The sequence below is a fragment of the Vibrio sp. G-C-1 genome (assembly GCF_021728015.1).
GTDB lineage: Bacteria > Pseudomonadota > Gammaproteobacteria > Enterobacterales > Vibrionaceae > Vibrio > Vibrio splendidus.
On record NZ_JAKKCR010000011.1, the window covers coordinates 148,179 to 166,530 of the forward strand.

General features: G+C 46.2%; 13 protein-coding genes. 10 read left to right on the forward strand and 3 right to left on the reverse strand.

The window, feature by feature from the left end:
- The first annotated feature begins 155 nt into the window (after positions 1-155).
- The 5 genes from pyrB (at position 156) to L3V36_RS16860 (ending at position 5,281) form a co-directional block, all read left to right on the forward strand.
- Positions 156-1,085 carry an aspartate carbamoyltransferase gene (pyrB, locus tag L3V36_RS16840; protein WP_017083816.1) on the forward strand — a complete coding sequence of 310 codons (930 nt, stop codon included), beginning with the start codon at positions 156-158 and terminating at the stop codon, positions 1,083-1,085.
- 15 nt (positions 1,086-1,100) lie between these two features.
- The gene (gene pyrI, locus L3V36_RS16845) at positions 1,101-1,565 is read left to right on the forward strand and encodes an aspartate carbamoyltransferase regulatory subunit (protein WP_004729721.1); all 465 of its coding nucleotides are present in this window, start codon (positions 1,101-1,103) and stop codon (positions 1,563-1,565) included.
- A 326-nt stretch (positions 1,566-1,891) separates the two neighbouring features.
- Positions 1,892-2,380 (forward strand): arginine repressor, encoded by a 489-nt coding sequence (locus L3V36_RS16850; RefSeq protein ID WP_004729722.1) that lies wholly within the window; start codon positions 1,892-1,894, stop codon positions 2,378-2,380.
- A gap of 175 nt (positions 2,381-2,555) precedes the next feature.
- Complete coding sequence (locus L3V36_RS16855) at positions 2,556-4,439, forward strand: protein-disulfide reductase DsbD (RefSeq protein WP_102447469.1); 1,884 nt, start codon at positions 2,556-2,558, stop codon at positions 4,437-4,439.
- Between the two features lie 212 nt (positions 4,440-4,651).
- Positions 4,652-5,281, forward strand: coding sequence for a response regulator transcription factor (locus L3V36_RS16860; protein WP_102447470.1), 630 nt, complete (start codon positions 4,652-4,654; stop codon positions 5,279-5,281).
- Here L3V36_RS16860 and L3V36_RS16865 read toward each other — a convergent pair.
- Entirely contained in the window at positions 5,278-7,029 is a 1,752-nt protein-coding gene (locus L3V36_RS16865) for a potassium/proton antiporter (protein ID WP_054542675.1), read from the reverse strand. The two genes, L3V36_RS16860 and L3V36_RS16865, sit on opposite strands and share 4 nt — an antisense overlap.
- Positions 7,030-7,477: 448 nt before the next feature.
- On the opposite strand from L3V36_RS16865, the gene L3V36_RS16870 reads away from it, so the two are divergent.
- The 4 genes from L3V36_RS16870 (at position 7,478) to L3V36_RS16885 (ending at position 11,432) form a co-directional block, all read left to right on the forward strand.
- On the forward strand, positions 7,478-7,744 hold the full coding sequence (locus L3V36_RS16870; RefSeq protein ID WP_004729726.1) for a DUF4212 domain-containing protein: 267 nt from the start codon (positions 7,478-7,480) through the stop codon (positions 7,742-7,744).
- Between the two features lie 10 nt (positions 7,745-7,754).
- Positions 7,755-9,458, forward strand: a complete 1,704-nt coding sequence (locus L3V36_RS16875; RefSeq protein ID WP_102447471.1) for a sodium:solute symporter family protein — start codon at positions 7,755-7,757, stop codon at positions 9,456-9,458.
- Between the two features lie 189 nt (positions 9,459-9,647).
- Positions 9,648-10,034 carry a hypothetical protein gene (locus L3V36_RS16880; RefSeq protein WP_004729728.1) on the forward strand — a complete coding sequence of 129 codons (387 nt, stop codon included), beginning with the start codon at positions 9,648-9,650 and terminating at the stop codon, positions 10,032-10,034.
- Positions 10,035-10,046: 12 nt separating this feature from the next.
- Positions 10,047-11,432: a class II fumarate hydratase gene (locus L3V36_RS16885; protein ID WP_102447472.1), complete on the forward strand. Its 1,386-nt coding sequence runs from the start codon at positions 10,047-10,049 to the stop codon at positions 11,430-11,432.
- 115 nt (positions 11,433-11,547) lie between these two features.
- Here the strand turns inward: L3V36_RS16885 and L3V36_RS16890 are convergent, their stop codons facing one another.
- Together L3V36_RS16890 and L3V36_RS16895 are read right to left on the reverse strand one after the other, a co-directional pair.
- The gene (locus L3V36_RS16890) at positions 11,548-14,979 is read right to left on the reverse strand and encodes a PAS domain-containing hybrid sensor histidine kinase/response regulator (RefSeq protein ID WP_102447479.1); all 3,432 of its coding nucleotides are present in this window, start codon (positions 14,977-14,979) and stop codon (positions 11,548-11,550) included.
- Between the two features lie 111 nt (positions 14,980-15,090).
- Positions 15,091-16,281 (reverse strand): 3-phenylpropionate MFS transporter, encoded by a 1,191-nt coding sequence (locus L3V36_RS16895; protein ID WP_102447473.1) that lies wholly within the window; start codon positions 16,279-16,281, stop codon positions 15,091-15,093.
- A 230-nt stretch (positions 16,282-16,511) separates the two neighbouring features.
- Between L3V36_RS16895 and L3V36_RS16900 the strand changes: the two genes are divergently transcribed.
- The gene (locus tag L3V36_RS16900; RefSeq protein WP_102447474.1) at positions 16,512-18,344 is read left to right on the forward strand and encodes a DUF294 nucleotidyltransferase-like domain-containing protein; all 1,833 of its coding nucleotides are present in this window, start codon (positions 16,512-16,514) and stop codon (positions 18,342-18,344) included.
- Positions 18,345-18,352: the final 8 nt, after the last annotated feature.

Here is an 18,352-nt window from a genome sequence, read left to right on the forward strand (position 1 = left end):
CAATTTTGTCGCACATGATTGTCAACCAATACGCCTTAGAATGGCGTTGGTGTCATTTTTATTTTGCTCTATTGATCGTTTCGAAGCCTCCTATTTTTAGGGGGCTTTTTTTTGTCCGCAATTTGACTGTATGCATAGAAAAAGGAAGACCCGTTATGGCGCATTCGTTATTTAACAAGCACATCATCTCCATTCCAGAGCTCTCTCGTGATGAACTGGAGCTTATCGTCGATACTGCTGCAAGACTCAAAGCAGAGCCAAATCCAGAGCTGCTGAAAAATAAGGTTGTCGCGAGCTGCTTCTTTGAACCTTCAACTCGAACTCGCCTTTCATTTGAAACCGCAGTTCAGCGCCTTGGCGGCACCGTCATCGGTTTTGATAATGGCGGAAACACATCGCTGGCTAAAAAAGGCGAAACACTTGCCGATTCGGTGCAGGTCATTTCTTCTTACGTTGATGCCTTTGTGATGCGTCACCCACAAGAAGGCGCAGCACGTTTAGCCTCTGAATTCTCTAACGGTGTGCCAATTGTGAATGGTGGCGACGGTGCTAACCAACACCCAACGCAGACCTTGTTGGATCTATTCTCGATTTACGAAACGCAAGGCACGCTCGATAACCTCAATGTGGCATTCGTTGGTGACCTAAAATATGGCCGTACCGTGCACTCATTGACGCAAGCACTCTCAAAATTCAATAACGTGCGTTTCTTCTTTATCGCGCCAGAAGTGTTAGAGATGCCAGATTACATCTGTGAAGAACTGGAAGAGATGGGTATCCAATACAGCACCCACAGCAGCATTGAAGAAGTGGTGCCTGAACTGGATGTGCTGTACATGACTCGCGTACAGAAAGAGCGCTTTGATGCGTCAGAATACGCACACATGAAATCGGCTTACATTCTGACGGCCGATACGCTGAAAGACGCTCGCCAGAACATGAAGGTGCTTCACCCACTGCCACGCGTCGACGAAATAACAACTGACGTCGATAAAACGCCACACGCTTACTACTTCGAACAAGCTGAAAACGGTGTGTATGCACGTGAAGCTTTATTAGCCCTAGTTCTAAACGACACTTTATAAGCAGGAGATACAGTCATGGTTAAACAAACTCAGCTACAAGTAGAAGCGATCCGTAATGGCAGCGTGATTGACCACATCCCTGCTCATCTTGGGATTAAAATTCTCAAACTGTTCAAGCTGCATAAAACAGAACAACGCATCACGATGGGGTTAAACCTGCCATCATCAGCGCTCGGCAACAAAGACCTAATCAAGATTGAGAACATCTTTCTGACCAAGGAACAAGCCAACCAATTAGCTCTATACGCTCCACAAGCGACAGTGAATCAGATTGAAGAGTACAAAGTGGTCAACAAGCTAACACTTGTGCTGCCAGAACAAATCAACAGTGTGTTCGCCTGCCCAAATAGCAACTGTATTTCTCACGGCGAACCTGTCGAAAGTAGCTTTAAAGTGCAACTAAAACACGAAAACGTACAGCTAAAATGTCACTACTGTGAAAAAGTATTCTCTCGCGAGATCATGAGTGAAATTCGCTAACCCTTAGCGCTATTACCTCCGCAACAAAAACCCTTTATAGTTTATGGATATTTATTCCCAACACGGAATAAATATCCATTTAACCAAAGAATAAAACTCCACAATAAAAGCAATTAACCAGAATTTTGTTTGGTGATCGCCCTCAAAAAGATAACTATCCTTTAGTGTTAGACTCAATGAATAGATGATCATACATCTCGCATACCCTCCCTCTTATTTCGGGGTTCATCGGTAAGCCCTAATTAACAATCGTACTCTACGGCTTTGGGAGTGCGTTCTGCGCTATGGACAAGCGATATCAACACGTTGACCTTAAGGAGTTGTTCATGAACCAAATCACTGAGCACGGTTGCTTGTATTCAGCTGAAGATAAAACACTGACTGCCGCGTGCAAACGCTTACTACAACAACAAAGCTTCTCGACCCAGAATCAACTGCGCGAGAAACTGGTCGACATTGGCTATACAGGTATCAGCCAATCGACTGTCTCTCGCATTTTGTCACAGCTTGGCGTTGTCAAAATTCAGAATGCCTGTGGTAAAAAGGTTTACTGCATCACGGTTGAAAGCGCGCCTGTGCGTGTCGATGCCTCAATCTCATCACAAATCGAATTAATTACTCACAACCAAGCGATGGTGATCGTAAAAACAAACCCTGGTTGTGCACAGTTGGTCGCAAGATTAGTCGATATCGACCCACATACCGAGATTATCGGTACGGTTGGCGGCAATGACACCGTACTAATTATCCCGAAAGACACGATGAACATTGATGCTTGCGAACAAGTAGTAAGAGCACGCTTGGGTGTTGCCTAAATGTCTTATTGGCAAGGGCAGTTCACTGCAGTTGCGCTGCTAACCCTCTCTCGACTGCCTAAGAAAGTGGCTCACCCGCCCTAGCGGATATTTGCTGGTCGATGAAACTAATCACAAACTATTACGGTCTGATTGAGTTAAGATACCTTCAACTCCATTTTGATGACTAAATAGTATGCGACGACTTGCCACATTACTTTTTGTTTGTGTTTCCCTGTTCACCCAGCCTGCGTGGGCGCTTTTTGGAAACGACAACGCCGAGCCAAGCTTCGGAGGCAATAACAACGGTTTTGTCCCTGTAGACCAAGCTTTCCCTTTCAATTACTACCAGCAAGACAGCAAGGTCCTTCTCGACTGGCAAGTAAAAGAGGGCTACTACCTCTATCAACATAGCCTCTCGTTCACTGGCCAAAATCTCGCTATCGGCAATGTTGAAATGGAAGATGGCCAACCACACCAAGATGAATTCTTCGGTGAGGTGAGCATTTATACTCAGCCGTTATTCGTGCAAGTTCCACTACAGAGTTACCAAGATGGCTCACAGCTGATCGTTAAGTATCAAGGTTGTGCAGATGCTGGTTTCTGCTACCCACCAGAAACTCGAGTAATCGACATTGAACCGTTTACTTCGACGAATCCTGGGGATATAAAAAGCAGTGATGTGCAAAACAGTGGTGATGCCCAAAATAGCAGTGTCTCACAAGGTTCATCTGCTGCAGCTGGTGAAGCAGACAATTCAGTACAACCCTCTTCTCCTACAGCTGACACAGCAAGCAATGCCACTCAACAAACCAATGCTCCCGTTTCAAAAGAAGCAGGCTTAGCCGATAAGCTCGGTGACAGTTGGTGGACTCCATTACTATTCTTAGCACTCGGTGTTGGCTTAGCCTTTACGCCGTGCGTTCTGCCAATGTACCCAATTCTGACGGGTATCGTCTTGGGTGGCGGCAAGCTCAGCCAAGGCCGCGCGTTAATGCTGTCGTTCATTTATGTGCAAGGCATGGCGTTAACCTACACCTTATTAGGTTTAGTGGTTGCTTCAGCAGGTATGCAGTTCCAAGCTGCGATGCAACATCCTTATGTACTGATCGCGTTGAGCGTTCTGTTCGTGGCGTTGGCGATGTCGATGTTTGGCGTTTATAACCTGCAACTTCCAAGCAGCATCCAAACTTGGCTTAACAATCAAAGTAACAAGCAACAAGGTGGCAATACCTTGGGCGTGTTCGCGATGGGTGCTATCTCTGGCTTGGTGTGTTCACCTTGTACCACGGCTCCATTGTCAGGTGCGCTGCTGTATGTCGCTCAAAGTGGTGACCTATTAACGGGTGCGATTGCTCTGTATGCGTTAGCTATGGGTATGGGTATCCCGCTGATCTTGGTTGCGGTATTTGGTAATAAGCTACTGCCAAAAGCAGGCAGCTGGATGGATAAGGTGAAGATCGTATTCGGCTTTATCTTGCTGGCAGCGCCTATATTCCTGCTAGAGCGCATTATTCCTGAATTATGGGCAACCGTGCTTTGGTCTGGATTAGGCTTCATCGCCTTTGGTTGGCTTTACCACAGCAAGAATGCACTGCCATTCGGCGGCTGGAAGCAAAGCGCAGTGGGTATCATCGCGATGCTCGGCCTATTCGCTTCTGCGCAACCTGCGTTGAATTACTGGTTTGCGGAAAAGAGCGTGGTGGTTGAACAGCAAATCCAATTTGCACGCATCAACACGGTTGAAGAGTTAGAAATCCAGCTCATCGAAGCGAAGAAACTCGGTAAGCCAGTGATGCTCGACTTCTACGCCGATTGGTGTGTGGCCTGTAAAGAGTTTGAGAAGTACACCTTCCACCAAGCTGATGTTGAGAACAAGCTTTCTGATTTCGTCCTGCTTCAGGCTGACGTAACGAGAAATATGCCTCAAGACATTGAACTGCTTAAACAATTACAGGTGCTGGGCTTACCAACAATTGAGTTCTGGGATAGCGAGGGTAACCATGTTCCAAATGCTCGTGTTACTGGATTTATGGCTGCAGATGTATTCTTAAAACACATGCAAGACCACCAGCTATAACGGCAATATTCACCGGAATATCTGCCTCAACGAAAGCCGCACTGTCCCTCCGTAACGAGATGACAGTGCGGCTTTTTTGCTATTCCGAGTAACGCTTTCTTATTCCGGGGGTAAAAGTCGATATGGTTCAGACTTTTAATGCATAGATATTGTCCACATACTCAATCAGGATGATAATAAATATTAACTAAATTGTTAAAAGTATGAACGTCATGGACTCGACCTATACCATCATCATTGCTGATGACCACCCTCTCTTTCGCAACGCCCTGTTTCAGTCAGTTCATATGGCGATCAGCGGTGCGAACCTGCTTGAGGCTGATTCCCTCGATGCCTTACTGACTCTGCTAAAGAAAGAATATGAACCCGACCTGTTGCTTCTCGACCTTAAGATGCCGGGAGCAAACGGGATGTCAGGCTTAATTCAACTGCGTGCTGAATACCCAGATTTACCGATTGTGGTGATCTCTGCCAGCGAGGATGCCAGCGTTGTCACTCAGGTGAAGAGCCACGGTGCCTTTGGCTTTATTCCTAAGTCGAGTGATATGCGTGAATTGGTCAGCGCACTCAATCAAGTGCTGAATGGAGATCCGTTCTTCCCTGAAGGGCTGATCACCAACAATGCAGCCTGTAGCGACCTGGCAGAAAAGCTTTCCACATTGACGCCTCAACAATACAAAGTGTTAGGAATGCTATCGGACGGCCTGCTGAACAAGCAAATCGCGTATGAATTGAATGTTTCGGAAGCGACCATCAAGGCGCATATGACAGCCATCTTCCGTAAACTGGATGTGAAAAACCGAACTCAAGCAGTTATCTTGCTACAAGAAATCCACAATTAAGCTTCGTTTACATCCTCTTCTAAAGTCGTCTTAGGCAAACATAAACCCAGCTTGACGACTTTATGATCATCTATCTCTGCAACCACCCAAGTGATGTCATGCCACTCAAAGCTGTCACCTAATACCGGGTGTGCCCCAAGCTCTTGATCAACCAATTGTTTTAGCGTCATTTCCCGCTCTTCTTCCGAGCCAAGTTCAATACCATAACAATCGCTTACCGCAGCGACCGATAACCCAACATCTAAGAAGAAGTCACCAAAGAATCGAGCGGCTTCTTCTGCCAAAGGTGCCTCACTGAAGAGCTCACTTAGGCTATCTAGGTCTTTATCTTGACCAAGCACACAGAGAATATCGTTCGCCTCTAATATGGTACTGCCCGATGGGTGAAGCAAGGCATCTTGTCGAAACAGTGCAGTGATGCGCGTCCCTTCAGGCATCGATAAACGCTTGAGCGGTTCACCGACACACCACTTTTCCTCTTTCAGCTTGTAGACAAACATCTCCCATTCACTGGTCGGATAAATCTCGATACCGGTACGAGAAATCGGTGTTGGCGTTGGCGGTAGAGTCACTTTAGCGAGTCTTGCGACTTTCATTAAGCTGCCGCCTTGAACAATCAGTGAAACCATAACCACGAAGAAGGCGATATTGAAATACAGCTGAGCATTTGGCAGGCCAGCCATCATCGGGAAAACCGCCAAAATGATCGGAACTGCACCACGTAAACCGACCCAAGAGACAAACCAGCGCTCCTTGGTGGTAAAGCTTCTGAACGGCAACAAACCCAACCAAACCGACACTGGACGAGCAAACAAAATCATACCGAAAGCCAGTGCTAACGCAGGAAGTGCAATGTCCATTAAGGTCGATGGTGTCACCAATAAACCCAACACCAAGAACATCACGATCTGACTTAGCCACGTCATACCGTCTAAGACATTAAGAATAGAGTGTCGAGAACGCGTTGGACGATTACCAATGAACAGACCGACTAGGTAAATCGATAATATGCCACTACCACCAAGCATGTTAGAGAACGCAAACAGAGCCACGCCCCCACTGAGTACCAGAATGGAATAAAGGCCATCAGCCAGTTGTACTCGATTGATTAAGCTCCATAGAACCCAGCCGCCGCCGATACCAACAAGAGTACCGATACCAAACTGCATCGCAAAGCTTTGCAGTAGGAAGTTCATTCCCATCTCAGCGTCAGGGTTACCTAACAGCGCAATTAAGGTCACCGTCAGGAAGACCGCCATTGGGTCGTTAGTGCCTGATTCGATCTCTAGAGTTGAACCCACACGCTCATTGAGACTCTGCCCTTTCAGCAAAGAGAATACCGCTGCCGCATCGGTTGAACCAACAATCGCCCCGACCAAGATGCCCTGCATTAATGACAAGTCAAACAGCCAAGCCGCCATTAATCCGGTTAAGGTTGCTGTACATGCGACACCTATCGTCGCCAGCGAGAGCGAAGGCCAGAAAGCGACCTTGAAGCTCGCCACCTTGGTTCGCATACCGCCATCCAACAGAATCACGGCAAGCGCAAGGTTACTCACCAAGTAGGTCAGTGAGTAATCATCGAAATGAATATTACCGGGTCCATCTTCACCCGCTAACATACCAACGAACAAAAAGATCAAAAGAATAGGAACGCCCAATCGAGAGGACACTTGTGAGAAAAGCACGCTGATGGCGATGAGTACGGCACCAGTCAAGAATAAGTGGTTAATGGTTATTGCGTCCAATTCGTTCCCCCAAAGAATAAAATCCGAGCTTTAAGCCTGTTGATCTTTTGCCACTAGCTTGTTGATCTTCTGCCGTTTAGCAAGGCACGGTCGGTGAAAGTGCCGTGGTTACTATAACAAACTTATGTTTCGCTTCGTGTCATAAGCAGGGCTAAATACCGTTTCTCGGTCATTTAGTTGTTAAATTTTATGACTCGCAGTCTAATTCATCCCTTTTTGTTAGACCTTTGGCTAATTTAACAATACTGTAACATCACATTTTTCTATGGTTATGTCTCCTAGCTCCCATATTTCAGTACATTAGCGCTAATACCATCCCGACTAAAGTTGCACAGATCCCTTGACTTATCCTTGCTACATTCTAAATCGTAACATTACGTTAACACGCTATTTTACAAAACGGTTTCACAAAAACGGTTTCTACGAAAACGGAATAAAGGAGAAGGCAATGGCGTTCGAATCTACGGAACATGCTCAAGCCTACTGGAAGGAAAACTTGGGAATAATGGGAACACTACTCGCAATATGGTTTGTGGTGTCTTACGGCGCTGGCATCTTATTTGTGGATGTCCTCAATACCATTCAATTTGGCGGATTTAAGCTAGGTTTTTGGTTCGCTCAACAAGGTTCAATTTATACCTTCGTGGCGTTGATATTTATTTACGTTGTTCGCATGAATAAGCTGGACAAAAAATACAACGTACAGGAAGACTAGAGGCTAGAACATGGATATTCAAACTTGGACGTTTATTCTCGTCGGTATTACTTTCGCAGTATATATCGGCATCGCAATCTGGGCTCGCGCTGGAACAACCAGTGAATTCTACGTTGCTGGCGGCGGCGTACACCCAGTAGCAAACGGCATGGCAACAGCCGCTGACTGGATGTCGGCAGCATCATTCATCTCAATGGCAGGTATCATCTCATTCGTTGGTTACGACGGTGCGGTTTACCTTATGGGTTGGACAGGTGGTTACGTACTACTTGCGCTATGTTTAGCACCTTACCTACGTAAGTTCGGTCAGTTTACGGTTCCTGATTTCATCGGTGAACGTTACTACTCGAAAACAGCACGTATGGTAGCGGTATTCTGTGCAATCTTCGTATCATTTACGTACGTTGCAGGCCAGATGCGTGGTGTTGGCGTTGTATTCTCTCGTTTCCTAGAAGTTGATATTAACCTAGGCATCATCATTGGTATGGGTATTGTGTTCTTCTACGCAGTGCTTGGTGGCATGAAAGGCATCACTTATACGCAGGTAGCTCAATTCTGTGTCCTCATTTTCGCCTTCCTTGTTCCAGCAATCTTTACCTCAATCATGATGACGGGCAACCCACTTCCACAAGTTGGTATGGGTTCAACGCTATCAGGCACGGATGTTTACCTTCTTGATAAACTGGATGGCCTAACCGAGGAGCTCGGATTTACCGCCTATACCGAAGGTAACAAGAGCATGGTAGATGTATTCTTCATCTGTGCAGCTCTAATGGTCGGTACTGCGGGTCTTCCACACGTAATCATTCGCTTTTTCACAGTACCCAAAGTACGTGATGCTCGTATCTCAGCGGGTTGGGCACTACTGTTCATCTCATTGCTATACACAACAGCACCCGGCGTTGCAGCGTTCGCTCGTGTAAACATGATTGAAACGATTAACGGTCCTGACATGCAAGGTGTCGCAGCAGTAGACGCACCAAGCTGGTATAAAAACTGGGAAAGCACTGGCCTAGTAGGTTGGGAAGATAAGAACGGCGATGGCAAAATGTTCTACTCGGGCGATGAACGCAACGAGATGAAGATTAACCGTGACATCATCGTACTGGCTTCTCCAGAGCTAGCAAAACTACCTAACTGGGTTGTAGCACTACTTGCAGCCGGTGGCCTAGCAGCCGCACTATCAACAGCCGCAGGTCTACTATTGGTCATCTCAACGTCGATTTCACATGACTTGTTGAAGAAAGGCTTTAGACCAAACATGACCGACAAGCAGGAGCTATTAGCCGCTCGTTTGGCAGCGATGGTCGCGATTGTCGGTGCTGGTTACTTAGGTATTAATCCACCAGGTTTCGTAGCTCAGGTAGTAGCTTTTGCCTTCGGCTTAGCCGCAGCATCCTTCTTCCCTGCCATCATCCTAGGTATCTTCTACAAGAAGATGAACAAGGAAGGCGCAATTGCAGGTATGTTGTCAGGTATTGCCTTCACAGCAAGCTACATCATCTACTTCAAGTTCATTAACCCAGCAGCAAGCACACCGGAAAATTGGTGGTTTGGTATCAGCCCAGAAGGCATCGGTACGCTAGGTATGTGTCTAAACTTTGTAGTATCAATTGCAGTGAACAAAGTGACCGCTGAAGTTCCTGAAGATGTACAAGAGATGGTTGAGAACATTCGTTACCCGAAAGGTGCTGGTGAAGCTCACGACCACTAAACAAAGATGTTTAGCAAAAAATGAATCAGTACTTACATTGTAGGGATTAGGTACTGACTCAAGAAAGCCGATACTTTATGTATCGGCTTTTTCTTTTTCCCTGCTATTTTATAAAAAGACTAAAGAAAGGGTTGTTTTTAAACTTTCATTTGATAATAATTATCATTAACATCCATTAAAGAGATGCAAATGATGATGAAAGAGCAGCAGGTTCTCTATTCAAGATTTTACAAAGCACAGGATCGCTTTGCTTCATTAGAGCAAGTTCAAGGTAACGAACCGTTTGTGATTCGAGACTATATCGAATGCGCACTCACGCTGTCGGCTTACTATGAAAAGCATGCCGCTCAAGAAAATATCTTGTTGTGTGAACTGTACCTGCGCCAAGTTTTCTTTCATTTAATTGAAGCGATTGAGTCTCCTGACCACAGTTTCGCCTTTCGTCATATCTGCCTAGACTCTATTCACTCGCCACTATTTTATTTAAAACGCCACTACCGCCAGCAACCGCACGGCCAAGCGCGTTTTTTGAATATCAGCCAGACACTACAACAAGTCCAAGCCCCACTTGGCTAACAAGGATAGAACATGACCCAAGAATTTCGGATTGAGAAAGACAGCATGGGCGAAGTTAAAGTCCCTGCCGATGCGCTGTACCAAGCGCAAACTCAGCGAGCCGCGGATAACTTCGCGTTTAGCTCCCACAGGATGCCAACCAATTTCATTCAAGCACTGGCGTTAATTAAGCAGGCCGCTGCCGATACCAATGCTCAGTTAGGCTTGTTAGAAGGTGATATTGCCAACGCGATTGCCGAAGCCAGCCAAGAGATCATTGAGGGTAAACACCTCGAGCAATTCCCTATTGACGTTTACCAAACGGGTTCTGGTACCAGCTCTAACATGAACGTCAACGAAGTGATTGCCACATTAGCTTCAAGAAGCTTGCAAGGCGACGTGAACCCTAATGATCACGTCAACATGGGCCAAAGTAGTAACGATGTGGTACCAACCGCAATTCAAGTCAGTGTGGCTTTGATGGTCGAAAATAAGCTGTTACCTGCATTAACTCACCTTTCTGAATCGCTTGCCGTTAAGCAACAAGAGCTTGCTGAAATAGTAAAAACCGGTCGTACCCACCTAATGGATGCAATGCCAATTACCTTTGCACAGGAACTTGGTGGTTGGAAATTTCAAATTGAACACGCCAAGCAATCGATAGAGAACACCCTGCCAGCTATTAAGGCTTTAGCTCAAGGCGGAACCGCAGTCGGTACAGGGATAAATGCTGACCCACGTTTTGCCGATAAATTTGCGAGTAACCTGTCTCAAACAACAAAGATCAGTTTTACCTCGAGTGAAAACTTCTTTTTTAACCTCAGCAGCCAAGACGCGATCGTTGCATTGTCTGGTCAGCTTAAAACTGCAGCAGTTGCGATCATGAAGATCTCAAACGATCTTCGTTGGATGAACTCCGGACCGCTGGCTGGCTTAGGTGAAATTGAATTGCAGGCTCTACAGCCAGGTTCATCGATCATGCCCGGAAAAGTAAACCCTGTGATTCCAGAGGCAGCTGCAATGGCGGCAGCACAAGTGATTGGCAATGACACCACCATTACGGTGGCTGGACAATCGGGTAACTTCCAACTGAATGTGATGTTGCCGGTGATTGCTCATAACGCGTTAGAAAGTATTGAATTGTTGGCAAACAGCTCTGTCGCATTAGCTGACAAAGCGATTGCCACCTTCACGGTACGCCAAGACAATCTCGACTTGGCGCTGTCAAAGAATCCAATTCTCGTGACAGCCCTAAACCCTGTAATTGGTTACCTCAAAGCGGCGGATATTGCCAAGAAGGCTTACAAAGAAGGCTTACCGATTCTTGATGTTGCGGAAAGAGAAACCGACCTTAGCCGAGAAGAACTCAGCAAGCTTCTTGATCCAACCACACTGACGCAGGGTGGAATCGCAGGCTAGTTAGTTAGTTAGCAAGAAAATAAGAACTAACGATCCTTACTGAAACAAAAAGGCCTCATACGAGGCCTTTTTTACATCCGTTCATTAATTAGGAATTCGAGCTGATTATTCTTAACTAACTCACCCGATTTAGAACCGCTCTTAATTTTAGCGGTTTCACGGGCTTAGCAATAAAGCTAAAGCTATTGGCCTTTATCGCTGCCAACATGTCATCAGTTCTGTCCGCACTAATAATGACGCCCTCAAAAGAATCACCAAGACGTAGGCGGCACTGCTGTAAGACTTCAAGTCCAGTTCTGCCATTATCTAAACGATAATCAGAGAAAATCACATCTGGATGCCATTCATCGTCTAAACACTTTAAGCTTTCAACCAAATCAACAGCCGTCTTAACCTCACAGCCCCAACGACCAATCAGGTTTTCCATACCGACTAATATTTCTCGTTCATTATCGACACACAATATTTTCAAGTGTTCGATATCACTGGTCGCCATTGGTGTCGAAACTTGCACAACCGGAGCAACCTGTTCGGCTCTCGCTAACGTGATGGAAAAAACACTGCCTTGCCCTGGCCATGATCGCATTGATATTTGGTGACCCAAGACATGAGCGATGCCTTTAGAAATCGCGAGCCCTAACCCCAAGCCTTGATCGGCACGAACTTGGCTACCACGGGTAAACTCTTCGAAGATTTCCTGCTGCTTATCTTCATCGATACCGGTTCCGTTATCCCATACATCGATTCGCACCTGGCCGTTAACTCGCCTCGCTCCAAGCACCACTTTCCCTTCAGGGTTATAACGAAAGGCGTTAGTCAAAAAGTTCTGAATAACACGTCTTAATAACTTAGGGTCAGAGTGAATAAACAGAGATGAAGGGATCATCTTGAACTGGATTTTTTGTTGTGTCGCCAAAGCACTAAATTCAGCATTCAAATGGATAAGAACATCATGCACGGCAATAGCATGAACATTGGTTTCTAATTTTCCCGACTCCAATCGAGAGATATCTAATAAATCACCAATCAAGTCTTCAGCAGCACCCAGTGCACTTTCGATATGGGATGAAAGCTGCTTCACCTCTTGTTCTTTTGCTACCTCAGAGAGCGAAGAAGCAAACAAGCGAGCAGCATTCAGTGGTTGCATTAAATCGTGGCTAACCGCAGCAAGAAAACGACTCTTGGATTGTGATTCTTGATCCGAAATCTGAGTTGCTTTTACCAAGCGATGATTCAGTTTCTCGAGCTCTTGAGTTCGCTCATGCACTCTCGATTCCAAGCTTTCATTGGCATCTTTTAGCGCTTGCTCTGCTTGTCTGAACACCGTGATGTCGGTAAAGCTCATCACAAAGCCACCACTTGGCATCGGGTTACCTTGCACTTCAATGACTCGGCCATCAGGACGAATACGAGAAGAGGTATGTCGGGTGCCTTGTTCAAGGTGATAAACACGACGTCGAACGTGATCTTCTGGGTCACCCGGACCACACAAACCTTGTTCAGCATTATGACGAATAACGTCAGCAATCGGTCGGCCTACTTGAATCAACCCGGCCGGAAATTCAAACAGTTCTAAATAACGCTGATTCCACGCTACCAAGCGCATCTGTTTATCCACCACCGCAATACCTTGGCCAATATGCTCGATTGCACCTTGCAGTAAGCCACGACTAAAATCATATAGCTCAGAGGCTTCATCAACAATAGTTGCAACCTCTTCAAGTTGCATGTTTCTGCCTTGCAACGCAGAAGTGAGTACTAACTTAGCAGAAGAGGCACCAAACACACCCGCAAGCACGCGTTCTGCATGTCGAATCAGGCTTGCAGGCGCTTGTTGATTAGGAAGCAGCGGTTGACCGTGTTGTTGCCAATAACTGTGTAAGGCACTTTTTGCTCGTTTTCGACCAACAAAACGAGACGCGAGCATCTCCAATTCAGCCACTGTTACACGGCTCTGATAGAGGCTTATATTTTCATTCTCAGGTAACGGTGTACCAACAAATGCCGCTGATTGTAAGCGCTCACTTAGGCTTGGTCTTGTCATCATCGAAACCACGACATAACACAGGGTGTTGAGCACAATACTCAATACGATGCCCCAGTTTGAGCTACTGATATCCCAGCTACTTAGTAATTCTGGCGGCGTAATAATCCACAACAATAGGTTGCTCTCGCTATCACCTGCCAACATGCTGGTTTGGCTCATCAAGGTAATAAGCCAAATAACTGAACCTACCAATAAACCTACATAAACCCCCTTTCGATTCCCTGGCCGCCAATACAAGCCACCAAGCAATGCCGGTGCAAACTGCGCGATGGCAGCAAACGAAAGAAAGCCAATCGCCGACAAGGAATGAATCGTATCAAGTGCCTGATAAAACACCCAAGCGCCGAGTAAAAGTAGGAGGATCAATCCGCGACGAATCACCAATAACAAACCAGAAAAATGCTTATGGGTTCTTTGGGTTAGACGCATACGACGCAACAGTAACGGCATCACCAAATCGTTCGATACCATGATCGCTAATGCGATGGTCGACACAATCACCATGCCACTGGCAGCGGAAGTACCACCCAGAAAAGCGAGCAGGGCAATATGATTAGCCCCTTCGGCCATTGGCACACTGATGACATAGGTATCGGCAGGCATGTTAGTGAGTAACCCCTGACCTGCCCAAGCAATAGGCAGAACGAACAGCCCCATCAAGATAAGGTAAACTGGGAATAACCAACGTGCCGTATGCAAATCTTGCGGGCGTTCGTTCTCAACCACCATGGTATGGAACTGACGAGGTAAACAAACAATAGCCAGCATGGTTAAAACGGTATGGATGATTAAGGTCGGAATATTGGGCGATTCATAGGTGGAAGCTGCAACATCAAGCAGGTCAATTTTATCGCTACTCATCGCCAGATAAATGATAAACAAACCGACAATTAAAAATGCCACGAGCTTAACAATAGATTCAAATGCCACTGCCATCATCATGCCACGGTGATGTTCTGTGTTGTCGATGTGTCGAGTACCAAACAGCATCGTAAAAATAGCTAAAGCACCAACAACAAACCAAGAAACATGATAATCCTGATAACCAAAATCAGCCGCGAGGTTAGGGGCGACAATATCCAAGCCCATGGTAATACCACGAAGTTGTAGTGCGATATAAGGAAGAATACCGACGACGGCAATAATGGTTACGGCAACCGCCAATCCTTGTGATTTTCCGTAACGAGCCGCGATAAAGTCAGCAATTGAAGTGATATGTTCACGCTTCGCAATTAGGATCAGCCGAGCTAAGATCCGCCACCCTAGCGTAAACACCAAAATAGGCGCGAGATAAATGGGTAAAAAGGACCAAGGGTTATTACTGGCCTGCCCGACCGTGCCATAGAAGGTCCACGAGGTACAATACACCGCGATAGAAAGGCTATAAATCCACGGGCGCCAACGCGATAGCCAACGAACCTGCCTGTCTCCATACCAAGCGATCAGAAATAACACGCCCAAGTAGGCTAAAGAGACTGGAACTACTACCCATCCTTGCATTGAAAACCCTTTCTTCATCCATAAAAAAACCTCTCCATAAGGGAGAGGTTTCATTTAACTAAGGATACGTCATTAACTCAATCGCATCGCTCAAATTCTGTGCTTTGGGCTTTAATTCTGAGCATCAGATTGAGCTGAGGCTGTTTGATTAACCTCAACCACTGAACTTCTTTCATCCAGTTTAATGAATAAGGCTAATCCGCCCATAGCAGCCATGCCCCAGAAAATATTCGCACCCCACAGTTCATACCCCCAACCACTCAAGGTCGTCATCAGTGCGATAAAAGCACCAAGAGGGATCGCATTATAAAGAGCTTGCAGCGCCACCATCTTGTTTTGCTCTTCAGATTGAATGTATTGAATCGCAGCAATATGAGCCATTGCGAATGTCACACCGTGCAGCAACTGAGCCACTATCAATACTGGAATCGCAATCGTTGATGCTGTGATACCCCAACGAGCCATTACCCCGATACCAGCTATCACAAACAGAGTGCGCAATGATAATCCAGCAAACAATCGCTTGCTCAGAGCAAATACAGCCACCTCAGCAACCACAGCCAAGCTCCACAGATAACCGATGATCGCCTCAGAGTGCCCCGCCTCTTTCCAGTAAATCGCACTAAAGCTGTAATACGCGGCGTGGCTTCCTTGAAGCAGTGCCATCAATGCAAGAAACTTCACTACCGACGATTCACGTAATAGTTGACCAAGTTTAGGTCTTTCAGCAACTTGCTCTGATTCTGTCACCGGCATTACGTTCGGGTTTCTCATCGCGAACAACAGAGAAACCAAAACTCCTGCCAGCGCAGTATACAAAATCATATCCGTGCCAAATTCAGCCACCAGATAACCAACCACCGTTGAACCTGCAATAAATGCAACTGAACCCCACAAACGTGTACGTCCGTAATCGAGCATCTTGAGACGGCTGTAATGGTTCGCCATTGCATCAGAAAGCGGAATAATCGGTCCATAGCAGAGGTTGAACATTACCGTTGCTAGCAGCATCAATAAAAAGCTACCACCAGTAAAGAAATGGAAACCAACAAATAATAGCGCGACAAAACTGAGGCAACGCAATGCTGGTATTAAATGCTCAACTTTATGGATACGCGGTGTTATCACAAAGTTGGCAACACAACGCGTAGCCAAACCCACACCAATTAATACGCCAATGTCCCCTGCAGAAACGCCTTGGTCTTCAAACCACAGCGCCCAAAATGGCAGATAAACGCCATAGGCAAAAAAGAAACCAAGAAAATACTGGGATATCCAGCCATAAGGGGAAGGACTAAACATAGGCGACCTATAAAAATGTGTGGAACAAGGAAGCGCCAATTATGCCTAGGTCGCATACGATGAAAAAGGGAATTATTACTAAGATAACATTCCCATATTGAACCCAATCGTCATTTCACACTTCAATCAAGATCATGCTTCAGCCAAGAACCACATTCGCATTTAGACTAAAGTCGTCTGGAGCTTCTCTGGTAATTTGTCAGACTGAGTAAAGACTCCCACTTGTTTCGATGCTTATGCCTGATAAATTTAATATGCAGCACCCACCCTTCGATAGCCTGTCCGACACCGAACAGTTGAAGCTGCGCTCTTCATTAGACGTGGTGTATTACCGCTCTCAAGAAGTAATCCTGGAAGCCGATAGGCCGAGCCGACACCTGCACATTTTGATCAAAGGAGCGGTTGAAGAGCGCGCGAGCAGTGATGGCGAGATTTACGCACACTATGCCAATGACGATATTTTTGATGTCCGAAGCCAGTTTGAACCTCACACCAAACACCAATACATCGCGCTCGAAGATACATTAAGTTATCTGCTGCCCACCGAGATTTTTCTCGAGCTTTACCACGCTAATGGCCAATTCGCCGCCTACTTTGATAGCAACCTATCAACACGTAAAGCACTGATCGAAGCCGCCCAACAGCAGCAGAATCTAGCCGAGTTCATATTGACCAAAGTGGATGACTCTATCTATCACCCACCACTGATACTTGAACCGAACCAACCTATCAACCAAGTCACTCAAACCCTTAAAGAACGAGGGTTGGACTCAGCTCTGATTCATTTGGAACATGATGATCCAAAAGCTTTGGAATCATCATGTTACTTACCGTATGGAATCGTCACTCGAACCAATTTATTGCATGCTGTGATGCTCGATAATTTCCCACTGGATGCGCCCGTCGGCAAGATCGCGACGTTTCCGGTGATGCACGTAAATCAAGGCGACTTCTTATTTAACGCCATGATTACCATGACCAGAAATCGGGTAAAAAGGTTGATGGTTTGTGATGGTCTAAATGCAGTTGGCATGGTGGATATGACACAGATCCTCAGTGCATTCTCCACTCACTCTCACGTTCTCACTTTGCGTATTGCTCGCGCCACCAGCGTTGAAGAATTGGCAATGGCTTCTAACAAACAGCGTCAACTGGTCGAGAGCTTGCTCAGTAACGGGATTCGCACACGCTTTATCATGGAGCTGATTTCTGCGGTTAATGAACAGATCATAGAGAAAGCTTTTGAGTTGGTGATCCCACCGGCACTGCATAATCATTGCTGCCTAATCGTGTTGGGGTCCGAAGGCCGTGGGGAACAAATTCTCAAAACCGATCAAGACAACGCGCTAATAATTCAAGATGGTTTGGAGTGGCATCAATGCCAAAGTGCCATGAACGACCTCACTCATACCCTTCAACAATTGGGTTACCCACTGTGCCCTGGCAACGTGATGGTCAACAATCCGAAATGGGTACATTCAGAACAAGAGTGGAAACAGACCCTCACCCATTGGGTAAAAAAAGCCACGCCAGACACCGTAATGGATATTGCGATCATGGCAGATGCACACGCAGTAGCGGGTAATAGAGAGTTATTAAAACCTGTAAAGCAGCACCTCAGCGATTTGATGCTCGGACAAGAATTGATTCTGACGGAGTTCTGCCGCCCGGCGTTGAACTTCTCGGTCCCCCTCACCCTATTTGGCAATGTGAAGCAATCCAAGTCAGGGCTCGATATCAAACAAGGCGGTATTTTCCCAATCGTGCATGGTGTGAGAGCGCTTTGCCTAGAGCATGGTGTCACGGTCAACAACACCTTCGAACGCATTGAGCAGCTGGTCAGCAAGAAGGTATTAGAGCAAAGCACCGCAGACAATCTCAGTGAAGCTCTCAAACAATTCTTTAAGTGGCGCTTAGCCCAAAGGCTTTCTCAGCAGCACAGCAGCAACAAGATCAACGTCAAACTGATGGAGCGAGCAGACAGAGATCTGCTTCGTCATAGCTTACATGTGGTGAAGAAATTCAAGCAATGGCTAGGTTACCACTATCAAATAAGAGATTAGGCGGCTGA